Origin of the sequence: Polaribacter sp. SA4-12, assembly GCF_002163675.1 — a bacterium.
GTDB lineage: Bacteria > Bacteroidota > Bacteroidia > Flavobacteriales > Flavobacteriaceae > Polaribacter.
On the sequence record NZ_CP019334.1, the window covers coordinates 1,782,311 to 1,799,646 of the forward strand.

Annotated in this window: 17 protein-coding genes; 10 read left to right on the forward strand and 7 right to left on the reverse strand. The window is 31.4% G+C overall.

All coding sequences use genetic code 11. The annotated features are described in order from the left end of the window. Positions 1-35: 35 nt before the first annotated feature. From pdhA to BTO07_RS07705, 6 genes are all read left to right on the forward strand, one after another. Entirely contained in the window at positions 36-1,025 is a 990-nt protein-coding gene (gene pdhA / locus BTO07_RS07685) for a pyruvate dehydrogenase (acetyl-transferring) E1 component subunit alpha (RefSeq protein WP_087520678.1), read from the forward strand. 3 nt (positions 1,026-1,028) lie between these two features. Beyond that, a complete protein-coding gene (locus tag BTO07_RS07690; protein WP_087520679.1) occupies positions 1,029-2,618 on the forward strand; it encodes a pyruvate dehydrogenase complex dihydrolipoamide acetyltransferase in 1,590 nt (529 codons plus the stop codon). 68 nt (positions 2,619-2,686) lie between these two features. Further along, complete coding sequence (locus BTO07_RS07695) at positions 2,687-3,373, forward strand: GNAT family N-acetyltransferase (RefSeq protein WP_087520680.1); 687 nt, start codon at positions 2,687-2,689, stop codon at positions 3,371-3,373. 21 nt (positions 3,374-3,394) lie between these two features. Next, positions 3,395-3,559, forward strand: coding sequence for a hypothetical protein (locus tag BTO07_RS17420; RefSeq protein ID WP_198342524.1), 165 nt, complete (start codon positions 3,395-3,397; stop codon positions 3,557-3,559). Continuing rightward, on the forward strand, positions 3,556-4,323 hold the full coding sequence (locus BTO07_RS07700) for an SGNH/GDSL hydrolase family protein (protein WP_087520681.1): 768 nt from the start codon (positions 3,556-3,558) through the stop codon (positions 4,321-4,323). The genes BTO07_RS17420 and BTO07_RS07700 overlap by 4 nt, the downstream gene beginning before the upstream one ends. Positions 4,324-4,341: 18 nt before the next feature. Next, positions 4,342-5,403 (forward strand): flavin monoamine oxidase family protein, encoded by a 1,062-nt coding sequence (locus tag BTO07_RS07705; RefSeq protein WP_087520682.1) that lies wholly within the window; start codon positions 4,342-4,344, stop codon positions 5,401-5,403. 50 nt (positions 5,404-5,453) lie between these two features. On the opposite strand, the gene BTO07_RS07710 is transcribed toward BTO07_RS07705, so the two are convergent. The 7 genes from BTO07_RS07710 to BTO07_RS07740 all read right to left on the reverse strand — a co-directional run bounded on the left by BTO07_RS07710 (position 5,454) and on the right by BTO07_RS07740 (position 11,187). Then, complete coding sequence (locus BTO07_RS07710; protein ID WP_087520683.1) at positions 5,454-5,711, reverse strand: DUF6952 family protein; 258 nt, start codon at positions 5,709-5,711, stop codon at positions 5,454-5,456. Between the two features lie 2 nt (positions 5,712-5,713). After that, complete coding sequence (locus BTO07_RS07715; protein WP_087520684.1) at positions 5,714-6,022, reverse strand: thioredoxin family protein; 309 nt, start codon at positions 6,020-6,022, stop codon at positions 5,714-5,716. Positions 6,023-6,103: 81 nt separating this feature from the next. After that, entirely contained in the window at positions 6,104-6,745 is a 642-nt protein-coding gene (locus BTO07_RS07720) for a peroxiredoxin (protein WP_087520685.1), read from the reverse strand. A gap of 152 nt (positions 6,746-6,897) precedes the next feature. Further along, positions 6,898-8,061 (reverse strand): sigma-54-dependent transcriptional regulator, encoded by a 1,164-nt coding sequence (locus BTO07_RS07725; protein WP_087520686.1) that lies wholly within the window; start codon positions 8,059-8,061, stop codon positions 6,898-6,900. A gap of 8 nt (positions 8,062-8,069) precedes the next feature. Further along, complete coding sequence (locus BTO07_RS07730) at positions 8,070-8,927, reverse strand: mechanosensitive ion channel family protein (protein WP_087520687.1); 858 nt, start codon at positions 8,925-8,927, stop codon at positions 8,070-8,072. Further along, positions 8,928-10,253, reverse strand: coding sequence for an ABC transporter permease (locus BTO07_RS07735; protein WP_087520688.1), 1,326 nt, complete (start codon positions 10,251-10,253; stop codon positions 8,928-8,930). A gap of 4 nt (positions 10,254-10,257) precedes the next feature. Further along, positions 10,258-11,187 carry an ABC transporter ATP-binding protein gene (locus tag BTO07_RS07740; RefSeq protein ID WP_087520689.1) on the reverse strand — a complete coding sequence of 310 codons (930 nt, stop codon included), beginning with the start codon at positions 11,185-11,187 and terminating at the stop codon, positions 10,258-10,260. A 176-nt stretch (positions 11,188-11,363) separates the two neighbouring features. Between BTO07_RS07740 and BTO07_RS07745 the strand changes: the two genes are divergently transcribed. The 4 genes from BTO07_RS07745 to BTO07_RS07760 are packed head-to-tail and all read left to right on the forward strand — an operon-like array spanning position 11,364 to position 17,258. Further along, positions 11,364-11,822: a MarR family winged helix-turn-helix transcriptional regulator gene (locus tag BTO07_RS07745; protein WP_087520690.1), complete on the forward strand. Its 459-nt coding sequence runs from the start codon at positions 11,364-11,366 to the stop codon at positions 11,820-11,822. Between the two features lie 14 nt (positions 11,823-11,836). Beyond that, on the forward strand, positions 11,837-14,239 hold the full coding sequence (locus BTO07_RS07750) for a 3-hydroxyacyl-CoA dehydrogenase/enoyl-CoA hydratase family protein (protein ID WP_087520691.1): 2,403 nt from the start codon (positions 11,837-11,839) through the stop codon (positions 14,237-14,239). Positions 14,240-14,243: 4 nt separating this feature from the next. Beyond that, positions 14,244-15,437, forward strand: a complete 1,194-nt coding sequence (locus BTO07_RS07755; protein WP_087520692.1) for an acetyl-CoA C-acyltransferase — start codon at positions 14,244-14,246, stop codon at positions 15,435-15,437. A gap of 24 nt (positions 15,438-15,461) precedes the next feature. Beyond that, positions 15,462-17,258: an acyl-CoA dehydrogenase family protein gene (locus tag BTO07_RS07760; RefSeq protein ID WP_087520693.1), complete on the forward strand. Its 1,797-nt coding sequence runs from the start codon at positions 15,462-15,464 to the stop codon at positions 17,256-17,258. The last annotated feature ends 78 nt before the right edge of the window (positions 17,259-17,336 follow it).

The following is a 17,336-nucleotide window of genomic DNA, read 5'->3' on the forward strand; positions in this document are numbered from 1 at the left end:
ACTGCTTAAACGATTAAACAAACAATATCACTAAAATGAAAAAAATCACCAAACAAACCTATTTAGACTGGTACAAAAACATGCTTTTCTGGCGTAAATTCGAAGACAAGTTAGCTTCTGTTTACATCCAACAAAAAGTTAGAGGTTTCTTACATTTATATAATGGACAAGAAGCAATTTTAGCTGGTGCATTGCATGCAATGGACTTAACTAAAGACAAAATGATTACTGCTTATAGAAATCACGTACAACCAATTGGTATGGGAGAAGATCCTAAACGTGTTATGGCTGAATTATATGGAAAAGTTACTGGAACATCTAAAGGAATGGGTGGTTCTATGCATATTTTCTCTAAAGAATTCCGTTTTTATGGTGGTCACGGTATTGTTGGTGGACAGATCCCTTTAGGAGCTGGTCTTGCTTTTGGTGATAAATATAATAATACTGGCGGTGTTACATTAACATGTTTTGGAGATGGTGCTGCAAGACAAGGTTCTTTACACGAAGCTTTTAATTTAGCTATGTTATGGAAACTACCTGTAATTTTTATTTGTGAAAATAATGGTTATGCAATGGGTACTTCTGTAGAAAGAACAGCAAACCACACAGATATTTGGAAACTTGGTTTAGGTTACGAAATGCCTTGTGGACCTGTAGATGCCATGAACCCTATTAAGGTTGCTGAAGCTGTAGATGAAGCTCTAGAAAGAGCTAGACGTGGTGATGGACCAACTTTCTTAGAAATGAAAACATATAGATATAGAGGTCACTCAATGTCTGATGCACAACACTACAGAACAAAAGACGAAGTAGAAGATTACAAGAAAGTTGACCCTATTACACAAATTTTAGATGTAATTAAGGAAAAAGAATATGCTACTGCAGACGAAATAGCTGCTATAGATAAAGATGTGAAGGCTAGAGTAAAAGAATGTGAGAAATTTGCAGAAGATTCTCCATACCCAGAACCTGAACAAATGTATGATATGGTTTATGAACAAAAAGATTATCCTTTTATAAGTTAAGATATGGCTACAATAATAAATATGCCCCGATTAAGTGACACCATGGAAGAAGGTGTTGTGGCAAAATGGTTAAAGAAAGTTGGAGATAAAATTGAAGAAGGTGATATTTTAGCTGAAATTGAAACAGACAAAGCAACTATGGAATTTGAGTCTTTCTATGAAGGAACTCTATTATATGTTGGTCTTAAAGAAGGTGAAACTTCTCCTGTTGATGTTTTATTAGCCGTAATTGGTGAAGAAGGTGAAGATATTTCTGCAATTATAAACGGAAGTTCAGAACCTGCAAAGGTTGAAGTTACAGAAGAAGTTAAGGAAGAAGCTCCTGCTGCAAGTACTACTATTACTATTCCTGAAGGAGTTGAAATAATAGCAATGCCTCGTTTAAGTGACACGATGACTGATGGAACTGTGGCAACATGGTTAAAGAAAGTTGGAGACGTTGTTTCTGAAGGTGATATACTTGCTGAAATTGAAACAGATAAAGCAACAATGGAGTTTGAATGTTTCTATGAAGGAACAATTTTATACATTGGTGTACAAGAAGGAGAAACTGCTCCTGTAGACAGTTTGTTAACTATTATTGGCCCTGCTGGAACAGATGTTTCTGCTTTGGTTGCTAATGGTGGTGCTGTTACTACAACAGAAGAGCCTGCTGCCACTGCTGAAAAGACAACAACGAAACCTGCAGCAAAAACTGAAGAAGCAAAACCTGTTGCAACAACAAATAACACATCTAACGGACGTATTTTTGTTTCTCCATTAGCAAAGAAAATTGCTTCTGATAAAGGAATTAATTTAGCAGACGTAAAAGGTTCTGGTGAAAACGGAAGAATCATTAAAAAAGATGTTGAGAACTATACTCCTGCTTTACAAATAGTTGAAGTTGCTACTTCTACTCCAGCTGCTGGCGTAGAAAACTCAGAAGAAGTTAAAAACTCTCAAATGCGTAAAGCAATTGCGAAGTCTTTAGGTAATTCTAAATTCTCTGCTCCAGATTTCAGTTTAAATATTGAAGTTAACATGGACAATGCAATGGCTTCTAGAAAAACCATAAATGCAATTCCTGATGTTAAAGTATCATTTAATGATATGGTTGTTAAAGCATGTGCAATGGCATTGAAAAAACATCCTCAAGTTAACACATCTTGGACAGATGCAAACACTATTTATCACAGCCATATTCACGTAGGTGTTGCTGTTGCTGTAGATGATGGTTTATTAGTACCAGTAATTAAGCACACAGACCAATTAAGTTTAACTCAAATTGGTGCAGGTGTTAGAGATTTAGCCGGTAAAGCAAGAAACAAGAAAATAGCTCCTACAGATATGCAAGGAAGTACTTTTACTGTTTCTAACTTAGGTATGTTTGGTATCGAGAACTTTAACTCTATTATCAATCAACCTAACTCAGCAATTTTATCTGTTGGTGCAATTGTAGAAAAACCGGTTGTAAAAGACGGACAAATAGTTGTTGGTAATACGATGCAATTGACATTAACTTGCGATCACAGAACTGTAGATGGTGCTGTTGGTGCTCAATTCTTACAAACATTAAAAACGTTTATTGAAAACCCTGTTACAATGTTAGCTTAGGTTTTTTAAAACTATATTTCATAAAAAAGCTCGCAAATTTGCGAGCTTTTTTTATATATTTATTTTTGATGAAAGATTTAGAAGAAAAATTAAAAAATCCTGTTTGGCATTCATTAAATGAAACGCATAATAAGTTTCTAATAGAATATGATGGAGTTCAATTTTACAAACCAGACATTTGCATTTTTGGGGCTTTTTATGATGCTACAAAAACAACAAAAGCTTTAAATGAATACTCTAAAATAGCTGAGAGATTCTTTTTAGTATCAGAAGGTGGAATACCAATTACTGATGACAACAATGTTGTTTTAGAAAAAAAAATTAACGGTTGCCAATTAATATTGGATAAACAAATAGACACCGAAATAACTGAAGAAATTGTTTTATTAACTGAAGAGCATATCGATGAAGTTTACGATTTAATTTGGTTAGTAATGCCTGGGTTTTATCAAAAGGGAGGTTTTAACATGGGTAAATACTATGGAATCTTTAAAGATGATAAGTTAGTTGCTATAACTGGTCAAAGAATGCAAACTAATGATTTTATTGAAGTAAGTGGTGTTGTTACTCATCCTAAGTATACAAGAAGAGGCTTTGCAAAACAATTGGTTGCCCACACAACAAATGAAATCATCAAAGAAAATAAATTCCCCATTTTACATACAAACAAAGGTAATTCGGCAATTCCTCTTTATGAGAAACTAGGATACAGGTTAACTAGAGATATGAATTGGTGGTTATTCCGCAGAAAATAATTATTTAATACTTTTATTAAAATGCCAAAAAAAGGAAAAGCAAAAAATACCGTTAATAAAGCTAAACATACTAAATTGATGAATCGAAAAATCAATAAAGTAAAGTTAGAAAAACAACTAAATAAAGAACGTTTAAAGGCTCTTATAAAGAAAGTAAACGAATCTAAATCTGAAGAAAAACAATGAATTTAAGATATGTTTTAGGCAGTATTGTTTCGTTACCTCTTTTACCTTTATTATATTTTCAAGGAAAAAATATTAGAAAAAAAGTACCTAAACTTCCTGAAGCACAAGAACCAAAAGGTATTGTAACGGGTAATTTTAATAAAACTCTAAATATATTATCTATTGGAGAAAGTACAATTGCTGGTGTTGGTGTAGATTATCATAAAAATGGGTTTACAGGCGCTTTAGCAAACACACTTTCAAAAGAATTAGAAAGCAATATAAACTGGAGAGTCTATGCTAAAAGTGGATATACTGTAAAACAGGTTTACAAAAAAATTATCCCTGAAATAGAAGAAAACACTACAGACATTATTGTTGTTGGAATGGGTGGAAATGATGCTTTCACATTAAATTCTCCAAAAAAATGGGCTTCTGACATTTACAATCTCATAGATTTACTTCAAAATAAATATCCAAATACACCTATATTTTTCACTAATATGCCTCCTATAAAAGAGTTTCCGGCATTTACAAAAAGTATAAAATTTGTAATTGGTAATTTGGTTGAAATCTTAGGTCAAGAATTAAACAATGCTATAATAAACAAAGAAAATGTTTATTATAATAATGAGATAATCACTTTAAAGAATTGGAGTAAAAGACATTCTCTACCTTCTAATAATTCTAAAATATATTTTAGCGATGGTGTTCATCCTTCTAAATTAACCTACCACGTTTGGGGAGAAGAAATGGCTGGTTTTATTAAGACGAGAATCAAATAACAAAATTCATACTTTTAAATGAAAAAGAAGATGCTCATTCTTGGAGGAGGAATTTCAGGAATCTATTTAGGTTATAAATTGAAAAACGCAGGTTTTTCAATAAAAATACTTGAAGCCAATAATATAATCGGAGGAAGAATCTTCACTAAAAAAATTGGTGAAACAAAAATTGAATTAGGAGCAACTTGGCTTTGGAGATATAATGAAGAATTATTAAATGTTTGCAGAGAACTAAACATCTCTTTGTTTGAACAAAACATGAATGGTGACGCTTTATTTGAAGCAACAAACGATAATTTACCTCAACGATTTAGCATTCCTAAAAATCAAGAGATTAGTTATAGAATTGTTGGTGGAACTGCAACTATTTTAGAAAAATTAGCTCAAGATTTTTCTGATGATGAGTTACAACTTAATCAAAAAGTTATTAAAATTGAGGATGATAACACATCAACAAAAGTAATTACTAAAGATTCAGAATTTATTGCTGATGTTGTTATTTCTACAATTCCGCCTCAGTTATTGGTAAACTCTGTTGAATTTTCTTCAGAATTAGATTCAAAGTTTATTCAAGTTGCAAATAACACACATACTTGGATGAAAGATTCCATAAAATTTGCACTCGTTTACAAAGCTCCTTTCTGGAAAGAAAATGGTTTATCGGGAGTTGGCTTTAGTAATATTGGTCCGTTTACAGAGATTTACGATCATTCAGACTTTGAAAACAATCATTTTGCTTTAATGGGATTTTTAAATGGCCATTTAGTTAATGAAACTAAAGAATTTAGAGAAGAAAAGATCAAAGAACAACTCAATAAATTTTTCGGAGAAGATGGTAAAAACTATCTTTCTTATCAAGAAAAAGTATGGAGTGAAGATGAATTCGTTAATTTTAAAAATGATCATTTTATAAGTCCGCATTTTAATAACGGACATGAAATTTATCAACAAAAATATTTAAATGGTAAATTAATAATTGCAGGTTCTGAAACTTCACCAAGCTATGGTGGTTATATGGAAGGTGCTATATATAGAGGAAATCAAATTGTAGAACAATTAAAAAATATTTCCAGTAAATAAAAAATCTCAAGTTTTCACTTGAGATTTAAATATACTTTTTAAGATAAAAACTATTTATCTATAGAGCCTAAAACACGTTTCATAAAACTGTTTAAAGCTTCTTTTTTAGGTGTTCCTTCCTTAATCATTTTATCTACTTCAACCGCTCCATATAAGTTGGATATCAACTCGCCAATAACATCTAATTCTTCATCTTTTAAAGATGGAACTTCTGTTAAAGCTTCTAATGTTTCAATTGTTTCTAAAACGTAATCTTGATCGTTTTCTTCGATAAAATTAGTTAAGTGTTTTATTACAGGTAGTTTCATAATTAAATAACTTCGTTTACCAAGTCCTTCAATACATCAAACTTGTTTGTTTGCGTTTGATTTACAAATTTACCATCTACAAAAGTTGCGAATGTTGGTAAATTACTAACATCTGCTAATTTTCTGCTTTCAGGAAATTTTTCTGAATCTACAATTACAAAAACCATCTCTTCCTTTTCTGTAGAAAGTTTCTTGAATTTTGGTTTCATAATTCTACAGTTTCCACACCAACCTGCTGAAAATTGTACAACGACTGTTTTGTTATCAGAAACTATTTCTGCTAAATTATCTTGACTTAATTCTTGTACCATAATTTTATTATTTTAAAAAAGGAGTTTGTGCTCAAATCCCCCAATTATATTGCACGAACTTTTTCCTTTTTAATTTTTTAATTAGTGAGAAGCTAAATAAGCAGCTGTTCCTTTTGCATCAGGAGACATTGCATCTTTACCTTCTTCCCAGTTTGCTGGACAAACTTCACCTTTTTCTTGTACGTGCGTTAAAGCATCAACCAAACGTAAATATTCACCAACATTTCTTCCTAAAGGCATGTTATTGATACTTTCGTGTTGTACAACACCATCTTCATCAATAATATAAGTTGCTCTATAAGTTACATTATCTCCTTCAACTTGAATTGTTTGAGAAGCTTCATCAAAAGTTTCATTAGTGATATCTAAAATCCCTAAGATTGATGATAAGTTTCTATTACTGTCAGCTAAAATTGGATAAGTAACACCTTCAATTCCACCATTATCTTTAGCTTGACTTAACCATGCAAAATGAACCTCTGGAGTATCACAAGATGCACCAATTACAATTGTATTTCTTTTTTCAAATTCACCTAAAGCTGCTTGAAAAGCATGTAATTCCGTAGGACAAACAAATGTAAAATCTTTTGGATACCAGAATAATAAAACTTTCTTTTTATTATTAACTGCTTCTTCTAATACATTTATTTTAAATGTATCGCCCATTTCATTCATTGCGTCTACATTTAAATCTGGGAATTTTTTTCCAACTGCTGTTGCCATATTTTTTAAATTTTATATATAATTAATATTCTATTCTTATTTCTTGGACAAAGATAGCAATACAACAAACCTAAAATGAAAAAAGTTGATGGGAACTTTTTATATTTCCATCAACTTTATTTATAGTTAATTTGTCTTTAAATAGCTTAAGCCTATTTCGTTGCGAATAACTTAATGTCATTTGCAGACACTTCTTTTTCGCCAAGAATAATTAAACGCTCTACAACATTACGCAATTCACGAATGTTACCTGTCCAATCATACTCTTGTAAAAGTTTAATTGCTGATGAAGAAAATCCTTTTTTAGGAGTTCCTTGTTCTTCTGAAATTTTTGCAGTGAAAAAATCGACTAATAAAGGAATATCATCTCTTCTATCATTTAAAGAAGGAACGTTAATTAAAATAACTGCTAATCTATGATACAGATCTTCTCTAAATCTACCTTCAGCAATTTCTTTTTTTAAATCCTTGTTAGTTGCTGCGACAATTCTAACATCTACTTTAATATCTCTATCAGAACCTACTCTTTGAATTTTATTTTCTTGTAAAGCACGTAACACCTTAGCTTGTGCAGACAAACTCATGTCACCAATTTCATCTAAGAAAATAGTTCCTCCATTTGCAGCCTCAAACTTACCTGCTCTGTCTTTATTTGCTCCTGTAAAAGAACCTTTTACATGTCCAAATAATTCGCTTTCTATTAATTCTGATGGAATTGCAGCACAATTTACCTCAATCATTGGGGCTTTAACTCTGTCTGATTTTTCGTGTAACCAATGAGCAACTAATTCTTTTCCTGTTCCATTTGGTCCAGTAATTAAAACTCTTGCATCTGTTGCTGCTACTTTCTCAATCATATCTTTTATTTGAGAAATAGCATCACTTTCACCTATCATTTGGTAACTTTTACTTACCTTTTTCTTTAACCTTTTATTTTCTACAATTAAGGTTTTGGTATCTAAAGCATTTCTTACCGTATTTAAAAGTCTGTTTAAATCTGGTGGCTTAGAAATATAATCGAAAGCTCCTAAACGCATTGTATTAACAGCTGTATCTAAATCTCCATGACCAGAAATCATTACAATTGGTATTTCTGGTTTTATTTTCTTCGCTTTTTCTAATACCTCAACACCATCCATTTTTGGCATTTTAATATCACATAAAACTAAATCGTAATCATTATTCTTAATCATTTCGATTCCTAATAAACCATCTTCTGCTTCTTCTACATTATAAGATTCATTTTCTTCTGAAATGATTTTTGTTAATACCCTTCTAATGGCAGCTTCATCTTCTATTATTAAAATCTTTGGCATATTTTTTTTTATTTTATAAGGTGTACATCTCTCTGTGGAAATGGAATTGTAATATTATTTTCTTTAAATTTTTTATCAATTTCAAATCGTAAATCACTTTGTACAAACCTTGTTTCAAAACTATCATTTAAAGAAAAAACAAGTTTAAAGTTTAATGAACTATCTGCAAAATCTGTAAATAATACTTTTGGTTCTGGAATTTTTAAAATTTTATCATTCTTTTTTGTAGCAGCAAGTAAAACTTGTTTTACCAACTCTACATCACTTCCATAAGCGACACCCACAGTTACAGACTCTCTTGTTTCTGTTCCATTTTCTGTCCAGTTAAATAAAATATTGGTTAAATATAAATGATTAGGTATTACTAAAACTTTATTATCTATAGTTACAGCTCTTGTTGTTCTTAGTCTTATATCTAAAACCCTGCCAACTTTTCCTTCTAATTCAATAATATCACCAACATGAACAGATTGATCTACTAGAATAAAAATACCAGATATAATATCTTGAAATAAAGTTTGCAAAGCTAAACCAACACCAATTAAAAGTACTGCAGATGCAGCAAACACTGCTGTTACGTTTACACCAGAAGCATCCATAGCAATTAAAAATATCACTAAAAAAACCACCCATCTTATGTAGCTAAAAACACTTATGAATTTAACTTTATCATTTTCCGGCATTTTTCTGGTGATAAACCTTCTTAACAGTTTTAAAACAAAGGCTGTAACAACTAGAGCAACGGCAACAAATAATAACCCTTTAAGGGAAATACTTATTTCTTTACTAAATGTAAATGTATAATCTAAAATTGAATTAGCTTCCTCTACAATAGTGTCTGTAACTTGCTCTAATTTGCCTTGCATTTATCCTTTATATTTTAACCATTTATATAAATCTTTATAAGTTGGTTTTTTACCATACATTAAAATTCCTACTCTGTAAATTTTAGCTGCTAACCAAACCATAAATACAAATGTAACCAATAATAACGCTATAGAAATTGCTAATTCATACCAAGAAACACCAAATGGAACTCTCATCAACATCACAATTGGAGATGTAAATGGAATGTGTGAAAATAGCACAGCAATTGATCCATGAGGATCATTAATAACCGTTGCAAAACCAACATAAACCCCTAAAATTAAAGGTAACATTATTGGCATCATAAATTGTTGTGTGTCTGTTTCGTTATCTACTGCCGCACCAACTGCTGCAAATAAAGAACTATATAACATAAAGCCTCCTAAGAAGTAAAAAATGAATAAAACGAACATTTTTAGTAAAGGTAATTTTAAAATTTCTTGAATAACTAATTGCATTTTATCTCCTCCTGCGGCAGCTTTTACAGCCTCCATTTGTTCTGCAGGAACTCTAGCCGTTTGCATTTCTACCACATCTACTCCAAAAACAGAGGAAGCTACTATCGAAATAATAAAAAGTATAATTCCCCAAATAAAGAATTGTAATAAACCTGCAGATGCATTTCCTAAAATTTTACCCAACATTAGTTGGAAAGGTTTTACAGAGGAAACAATGATTTCTATAATTCTACTTGTTTTTTCTTCGATAACACTTCTCATTACAGAAGTTCCATAAATCATAACAAACATCATTAACATATAACCTGCAAAAGCACCAATACCAATTTTTAATCCATTTATTAATTTAGATGATTCTTCGCCAGAAAAGTTAAACATTTTAATGTCTGTATTAATTTTAGAAGCTTTAATTTTTTCTAAATCAATACCAAAATTATTTAATTTTTGATTTCTAATTTTTGATTCTATTTTGTTTTCCATAGAATTCATTACAGACATTCCTGGAGAATCTTTAGAATAAAACTCTATTGATTTTGCTAACAACTCTAAACTATCTTGTTTAGGTATAATTAACGCTCCATAGTAATTTCCTTCTTCAACTTTTTTCTTTGTTTCTTCTGTTCCTAAAGCTGTGTAATCTGTATAATGAATCGTTTTAGAATCTTTAAAATCTTCTTTAGAAAACATTCCTGAATTATCTACATAAACGATTTTTTTAACTTTTTCGTCATTTTTTTGCATCAGAAAATAAACCAAAGCTCCCATTCCTACCATTAATAACGGACTTAAAAAAGTCATCATTATAAATGATTTATTACGAACCTTCGCAATAAACTCTCTCTGTATAATTAGTTTTAACTTGCTCATTTTCTTAACTGTTTTTATTTACTGCCTGAATAAAGATATCGTTTGCACTTGGTATTAATTCAACAAAATGTTGCACTTCTCCCCTACTTGTTAAAAAAGATAACAAATCATTTGAAGAATTTCCTTCTGTTAATTTCACATTTAATGTTAAACTATCATTCAGTAATTTAAAGTTCGATGGAAAAACCTCAAAACTTTCTTTTAATGTCTTTTCTACTTCTTTAGGATTATCAGTATTTAACCCTACTTGAAAAGTATGTGTTCTAAACTCACGTTTAATATCAGCTAACTTTCCGTCTAAAATTTTGTTAGATTTATCAATCAAAGCAATTTCATCACACATTTCTTCTACAGATTCCATTCTATGTGTAGAGAAAATAATGGTTGCTCCTTCGTCTCTAAGTTGTAAAATTTCTTTTGCAATTAATTGTGCATTAATTGGATCAAACCCAGAAAAAGGTTCATCAAAAATTAATAATTTAGGATTATGCATTACAGTAACAATAAATTGTACTTTTTGCGCCATTCCTTTAGAAAGTTCTTCAATCTTCTTATTCCACCAAGCAGAAATATCAAATTTTTCGAACCAATATTTTAAACGTTTTTTAGCTTCAGCTTTACTCAAACCTTTTAATTGTGCCAAATACAAAGCCTGTTCACCAACTTTCATCGATTTATACAAACCACGTTCTTCTGGTAAATATCCAATTTGTGCTGTATGATGTGGAGACAAAGGTTCTCCATCTAAAATGATAGAACCACTATCTGGCATTGTAATTTGATTGATTATTCTAATTAAAGATGTTTTTCCAGCTCCATTTGGACCTAACAAACCATAAACACAACCTTTAGGAATATGAATGGATACGTCATTTAAAGCAGTAAAATTGCCGTAATTCTTTACAATATTGTTTATTTCTAGTAAATTTTTCATTGATAAAAGTTAATTTTTTTCAAATAGCATTGCTTACAAAACTACATATTTTCTATGTATTAGTATCTAAACTTGTAAAAACGTTACACTTTAATTTATGTTAAAATTTACTATGCATGCATAACTTTTTCGCAATTTACTATGCGTGCATAATAAATTTTTATATATTTGACGGAATGGAAAAATTAAAATCAATAGATCATGAACTTAGAGCAACATGGCAAGCTGTTGCAAAAGTTTATAATGAAAGAGCTGCAAAGCACGATAGTACAATGGCCACCGCTTTTGTTTTATTAAATATTGATAAGCAAAAAGGAACTCCTTCTACAGCTTTAGGTCCTTTAATGGGAATGGAACCAACAAGTCTTTCTAGAATTTTAAAAACGATGGAAGATAAAGGTGCTATTTCTAGAGAAAAAAATCCTGATGATGGTAGAAGTGTAATCATAAAATTAACTGAATATGGCAAAGAAATGCGCAAAGTATCTAAAGGTCATGTAATACAATTTAATGATACAGTAAGAAAAAACGTTTCTGAAAAAGACTTAGAAGGTTTCTTTAAAGTAACAGCAACAATTAATAAACTTATTGCCGACAGAGATATTTATGAAAATGTCAACAATAAAGCAGTATAAAACAAATAAGACTAATGACTAGAAGAATTAAAAAAGTAGCAATAGTTGGCTCTGGAATTATGGGAAGCGGAATAGCTTGTCATTTTGCAAACATTGGAGTTGAAGTTCTATTATTGGACATTGTACCAAGAGAATTAAACGACAAGGAAAAAGCGAAAGGATTAACACTCGAAGACAAAGTTGTAAGAAATCGTTTAGTAAATGATGCATTATCAGCTTCTCTTAAATCCAAACCTTCTCCTATTTATAATCAGAAATTTGCAAGTAGAATTACCACTGGTAATTTAGATGATGATATTGCAAAGGTTGCTGATGTAGATTGGATTATGGAAGTTGTTGTAGAACGATTAGATATTAAAAAAATCGTTTTTGAAAAGCTAGAAAAATACAGAACTCCTGGAACGATTATTTCTTCTAATACTTCTGGTATTCCTATTCAGTTTATGAATGAAGGAAGAAGTGAAGATTTTCAGAAGCATTTTGCAGTAACTCACTTTTTTAATCCACCAAGATATTTAAAACTTTTTGAAGTTGTTCCTGGTCCAGGTTGTAAACAAGAAGTTACAGACTTCTTAATGATGTATGGTGAAAAATTCTTAGGTAAAACTTCTGTTTTAGCTAAAGATACTCCTGCATTTATAGGAAATAGAATTGGAATTTTCGGAATTCAATCTTTATTTCATCAAGTAAAAGAATTAGGTTTAACAGTAGAAGAAGTTGATAAATTAACAGGACCAGTTATTGGTCGTCCAAAATCAGCAACTTTTAGAACTGTAGATGTTGTTGGTTTAGATACTCTAGTACATGTTGCTAATGGTATTTATGAAAACTGCCCTGATGATGAAGCTCACGAACTTTTCAAGTTACCAGGTTTCATCAACACAATGATGGAAAACAAATGGTTAGGAAGTAAAACCGGACAAGGTTTTTACAAAAAGACTGTTGTTGATGGCAAAAAAGAAATCTTAACATTAGATTTAGAAACTTTAGAGTATCGTTCTAAAAAACGTGCCAAATTTGCAACTTTAGAACTTACGAAAACGATTGATAAGCCAATTGACAGATTTAAAATTTTAGTTGGCGGAAAAGATAAAGCAGGTGAATTCTATAGAAAAAACTTTGCAGCAATGTTTGCTTATGTTCAAAATAGAATTCCAGAAATTTCTGATGAGCTTTATAAGATAGATGATGCAATGAAAGCTGGTTTTGGTTGGGAAAATGGTCCTTTCGAAATCTGGGATGCAGTTGGTATAGAAAAAGGAATCGAATTAATGAAAGCTGAAGGTAAGGAACCTGCAACTTGGGTAACAGAAATGTTAGCTTCTGGTGTAACTTCTTTCTATTCAGTAAAAGAAGGAGCAACTCATTTTTATGACATTCCTTCTAAATCTCAAACGAAGAAACCTGGTCAAGAATCATTTATTATTTTAGATAACATTAGAAAATCAAACGAAGTTTGGAAAAACTCTGGTGTTGTAATTGAAGATATTGGAGATGGAATTTTAAATTTAGAATTCCAATCTAAAATGAATACAATTGGTGGCGATGTTTTATCAGGAGTTAACAAAGCAATTGATTTAGCTCAAAAAGATTTTCAAGGTTTGGTTATTGGTAATCAAGCAGCAAACTTTTCTGTTGGAGCAAATATTGGTATGATTTTTATGATGGCTGTAGAGCAAGAATATGATGAATTAAATTATGCTATTAAATATTTCCAAGATACAATGATGCGCATGCGTTATTCATCAATACCAACAATTTCTGCTCCTCATGGAATGGCTTTAGGTGGTGGTTGTGAAATTTCTTTACACGCAGATAAAGTTGTTGCAGCAGCAGAAACTTATATGGGATTAGTAGAATTTGGAGTTGGTGTAATTCCAGGTGGTGGTGGTTCTAAAGAAATGGCCTTAAGAGCATCAGATTCTTTTAGAAAAGGAGATGTTGAGCTAAACATTTTACAAGAAAACTTTTTAACTATTGGTATGGCAAAAGTATCTACTTCTGCACATGAAGCATTCGATTTAGGCTTACTTCAAAAAGGAAAAGATATTGTTGTTGTCAATAAAGACAGACAAATAGCTACTGCAAAAGCACACGCTAAATTAATGGCAGAAAGTGGTTATACACAACCTGCAAAACGTAACGATGTTAAGGTTTTAGGTAAACAAGCTTTAGGAATGTTTTTAGTAGGAACAGATTCTATGAAAGACTCTAAATACATTAGTGAACACGATATGAAAATCGCGAATAAATTAGCTTATGTAATGGCTGGTGGAGATTTATCTGAACCAACAATGGTTACAGAACAATATCTATTAGACTTAGAAAGAGAAGCGTTTTTATCACTTTGTACAGAACATAAAACGTTAGAAAGAATTCAACACATGTTAAAAACTGGTAAACCTTTAAGAAACTAAAATTATGAGCAAACAAGCATATATAGTAAAAGCATATAGAACAGCAGTTGCAAAAGCTCCAAAAGGTGTTTTTCGTTTTAAACGTGCAGATGAGTTGGGTGCAGAAACCATTCAACACATGATGAAAGAATTACCAAATTTAGACGTAAAGCGTATAGATGATGTAATTGTAGGTAACGCAATGCCAGAAGGTTCTCAAGGATTAAACATGGCACGTTTTATTTCTTTAATAGGATTAAATTCTGTGGATGTTCCAGGAGTTACCGTAAATCGTTTTTGTTCTTCAGGTTTAGAAACAATTGCAATGGCAGCAGCTAAAATTCAAGCAGGAATGGCTAGTTGTATTATTGCAGGTGGAGCAGAAAGTATGAGTTCTGTACCAATGACTGGTTTTAAACCAGAATTGAATTATGACACAATTAAAGATGGTCATGCAAATTATTATTGGGGAATGGGAAATACTGCAGAAGCAGTTGCTAATCAATTCAACGTTTCTAGAAAAGACCAAGATGAATTTGCCTTTAACTCTCATATGAAAGCTTTAAAAGCACAAGCAGAAAATCGTTTTCAAGATCAAATTGTTCCTATTGAAGTGGAACAAACTTATCTAGATGAAAATGGAAAGAAAGCAACAAGAAAATATACAGTAACTAAAGATGAAGGTCCTAGAAAAGGAACTTCAATTGAAGCTTTAAATAAATTACGTGCAGTATTTGCTGCAGGAGGAAGTGTTACTGCGGGTAATTCATCTCAAATGAGTGATGGAGCAGCTTTTGTAATGGTAATGAGCGAAGAGATGGTGAAAGAATTAAATCTAGAGCCAATTGCAAGAGTCGTAAATTATGCTGCAGCTGGTGTAGAGCCAAGAATTATGGGAATTGGTCCTGTTGCTGCAATACCAAAGGTTTTAAAACAAGCAGGATTACAACAAAGTGATATCGATTTAATTGAATTGAATGAAGCTTTTGCTTCTCAATCTTTAGCAGTAATGCGTGAGTTAGATTTAAATCAAGAAATTGTAAATGTAAATGGAGGTGCCATTGCATTAGGACATCCTTTAGGTTGTACAGGAGCAAAATTATCTGTACAATTATTTGATGAAATGCGTAAACGTGACATGAAAAACAAATACGGAATGGTAACAATGTGTGTAGGTACAGGACAAGGTGCTGCAGGTGTTTTCGAATTCTTAAGTTAATAACAAAATTAAAAAATCAAAAAAATGGCAGATTTATTAAGAGGTGGACAATTCCTTGTAAAAGAAACTAACTGTGAAGACGTTTTTACTCCAGAAGATTTTACTGAGGAACAACAAATGATGAAAGAAGCAGTGATGGAATTTAATGAAAGAGAAATCATTCCTCATAAAGCTCGTTTTGAAGCAAAAGATTATGCTCTTACAGAAGATGTAATGCGTAAAGCTGGTGAATTAGGTTTTTTAGGAGTTGCTGTTCCTGAAGCTTATGGAGGATTAGGAATGGGATTTGTTTCTACACTTTTAACTTGTGATTATATATCTAGTGGAACAGGTTCTTTTAGTACTGCTTTTGGTGCACATACAGGAATTGGAACAATGCCAATTACATTATATGGAACCGAAGAACAAAAACAAAAATATGTTCCTAAATTAGCTACTGGTGAGTGGTTTGGCGCATATTGTTTAACAGAACCAGGTGCTGGTTCTGATGCAAATTCAGGAAAAACTACTGCAGAATTATCTGCTGATGAAAAATCATACAAAATTAACGGTCAAAAAATGTGGATCTCAAACGCAGGTTTCTGTCGTTTAATGATTGTTTTTGCCCGTATTGAAGGAGATAAAAACATTACAGGATTTATTGTTGAGTTTGATAAAGAAAATCCAAATGGAATTACTTTAGGTGAAGAAGAACATAAATTAGGTATTCGTGCTTCCTCTACAAGACAAGTCTTTTTTAATGATACTGTTGTATCTGCAGATAATATGTTAGCAGGTCGTGGTGAAGGTTTTAAAATTGCCATGAATGCATTAAATGTTGGACGTATAAAATTAGCTGGAGCATGTTTAGATTCTCAACGTAGAATTATTTCTCATGCTGTAAATTATGCTAACGCACGTAAACAATTTAAAACTCCTATTTCAGATTTCGGAGCTATTAAAGTAAAATTAGCAGAAATGACTGCCAATGCTTATGTTGGTGAATCTGCTACTTATAGATCTGCAAAAGATATTGAAGATAGAATTGCTTTAAGGGTTGCAGCAGGAAATACACATCAAGAAGCGGAATTAAAAGGTGTTGAAGAATATGCCATTGAATGTTCAATATTAAAAGTTGCTGTTTCTGAAGATGTACAAAGTTGTGCCGATGAAGGAATTCAAATTTTTGGTGGAATGGGATTCTCTGAGGAAACTCCTATGGAATCTGCTTGGAGAGATGCTAGAATTGCTCGCATTTATGAAGGTACAAATGAAATCAATAGAATGCTTTCAGTTGGAATGTTAATTAAAAAAGCAATGAAAGGACATGTAGATTTATTAGGCCCAGCAACAGAGGTTGCAAATAGTTTAATGGGAATACCTTCTTTTGATACTCCAGATTTTTCAGCATTGTTTTCTGAAGAAAAACTGATGATTTCTAAAATGAAAAAGACATTCTTAATGGTTGCTGGTGCAGCACTTCAAAAATATGGTCCAGAAATTGAAAAACATCAACAGTTATTAATTGCTGCTTCAGATATTTTAATTGAAATCTATATGGCAGAATCTGCAATTTTAAGAACTGAGAAAAATGCAAAACGTTTTGGAGAAGATTCTCAATCAGTGCAAATTGCAATGTCTAAATTATACTTATATCACGCTGTAGATATTATTGAAGAGAAAGGAAAGGAAAGTATTATTTCTTTCGCTGAAGGTGATGAACAACGTATGATGTTAATGGGCTTAAAACGTTTTACTAAATATGCAAACTATCCAGATATTGTAGATTTACGTAACGAAATAGCAGAAAAAGTAAAAGCAGAAAACAAATACTGCTTCTAAAAATCTCTTGATGTCAAATTGAGTTTGTTCGTTTTTTTTTAAACCATTATTCAAACTCAACTGACAATCAAAATATTA

What these genes read in the sequence shown, in the direction of transcription:
- pdhA (WP_087520678.1), top strand. Translation starts at nt 36, where the DNA reads ATGAAAAAAATCACCAAACAAACCTATTTAGACTGGTACAAAAACATG.
- BTO07_RS07690 (WP_087520679.1), top strand. Translation starts at nt 1,029, where the DNA reads ATGGCTACAATAATAAATATGCCCCGATTAAGTGACACCATGGAAGAA.
- BTO07_RS07695 (WP_087520680.1), top strand. Translation starts at nt 2,687, where the DNA reads ATGAAAGATTTAGAAGAAAAATTAAAAAATCCTGTTTGGCATTCATTA.
- BTO07_RS17420 (WP_198342524.1), top strand. Translation starts at nt 3,395, where the DNA reads ATGCCAAAAAAAGGAAAAGCAAAAAATACCGTTAATAAAGCTAAACAT.
- BTO07_RS07700 (WP_087520681.1), top strand. Translation starts at nt 3,556, where the DNA reads ATGAATTTAAGATATGTTTTAGGCAGTATTGTTTCGTTACCTCTTTTA.
- BTO07_RS07705 (WP_087520682.1), top strand. Translation starts at nt 4,342, where the DNA reads ATGAAAAAGAAGATGCTCATTCTTGGAGGAGGAATTTCAGGAATCTAT.
- BTO07_RS07710 (WP_087520683.1), bottom strand. Translation starts at nt 5,711, where the DNA reads ATGAAACTACCTGTAATAAAACACTTAACTAATTTTATCGAAGAAAAC.
- BTO07_RS07715 (WP_087520684.1), bottom strand. Translation starts at nt 6,022, where the DNA reads ATGGTACAAGAATTAAGTCAAGATAATTTAGCAGAAATAGTTTCTGAT.
- BTO07_RS07720 (WP_087520685.1), bottom strand. Translation starts at nt 6,745, where the DNA reads ATGGCAACAGCAGTTGGAAAAAAATTCCCAGATTTAAATGTAGACGCA.
- BTO07_RS07725 (WP_087520686.1), bottom strand. Translation starts at nt 8,061, where the DNA reads ATGCCAAAGATTTTAATAATAGAAGATGAAGCTGCCATTAGAAGGGTA.
- BTO07_RS07730 (WP_087520687.1), bottom strand. Translation starts at nt 8,927, where the DNA reads ATGCAAGGCAAATTAGAGCAAGTTACAGACACTATTGTAGAGGAAGCT.
- BTO07_RS07735 (WP_087520688.1), bottom strand. Translation starts at nt 10,253, where the DNA reads ATGAGCAAGTTAAAACTAATTATACAGAGAGAGTTTATTGCGAAGGTT.
- BTO07_RS07740 (WP_087520689.1), bottom strand. Translation starts at nt 11,187, where the DNA reads ATGAAAAATTTACTAGAAATAAACAATATTGTAAAGAATTACGGCAAT.
- BTO07_RS07745 (WP_087520690.1), top strand. Translation starts at nt 11,364, where the DNA reads ATGGAAAAATTAAAATCAATAGATCATGAACTTAGAGCAACATGGCAA.
- BTO07_RS07750 (WP_087520691.1), top strand. Translation starts at nt 11,837, where the DNA reads ATGACTAGAAGAATTAAAAAAGTAGCAATAGTTGGCTCTGGAATTATG.
- BTO07_RS07755 (WP_087520692.1), top strand. Translation starts at nt 14,244, where the DNA reads ATGAGCAAACAAGCATATATAGTAAAAGCATATAGAACAGCAGTTGCA.
- BTO07_RS07760 (WP_087520693.1), top strand. Translation starts at nt 15,462, where the DNA reads ATGGCAGATTTATTAAGAGGTGGACAATTCCTTGTAAAAGAAACTAAC.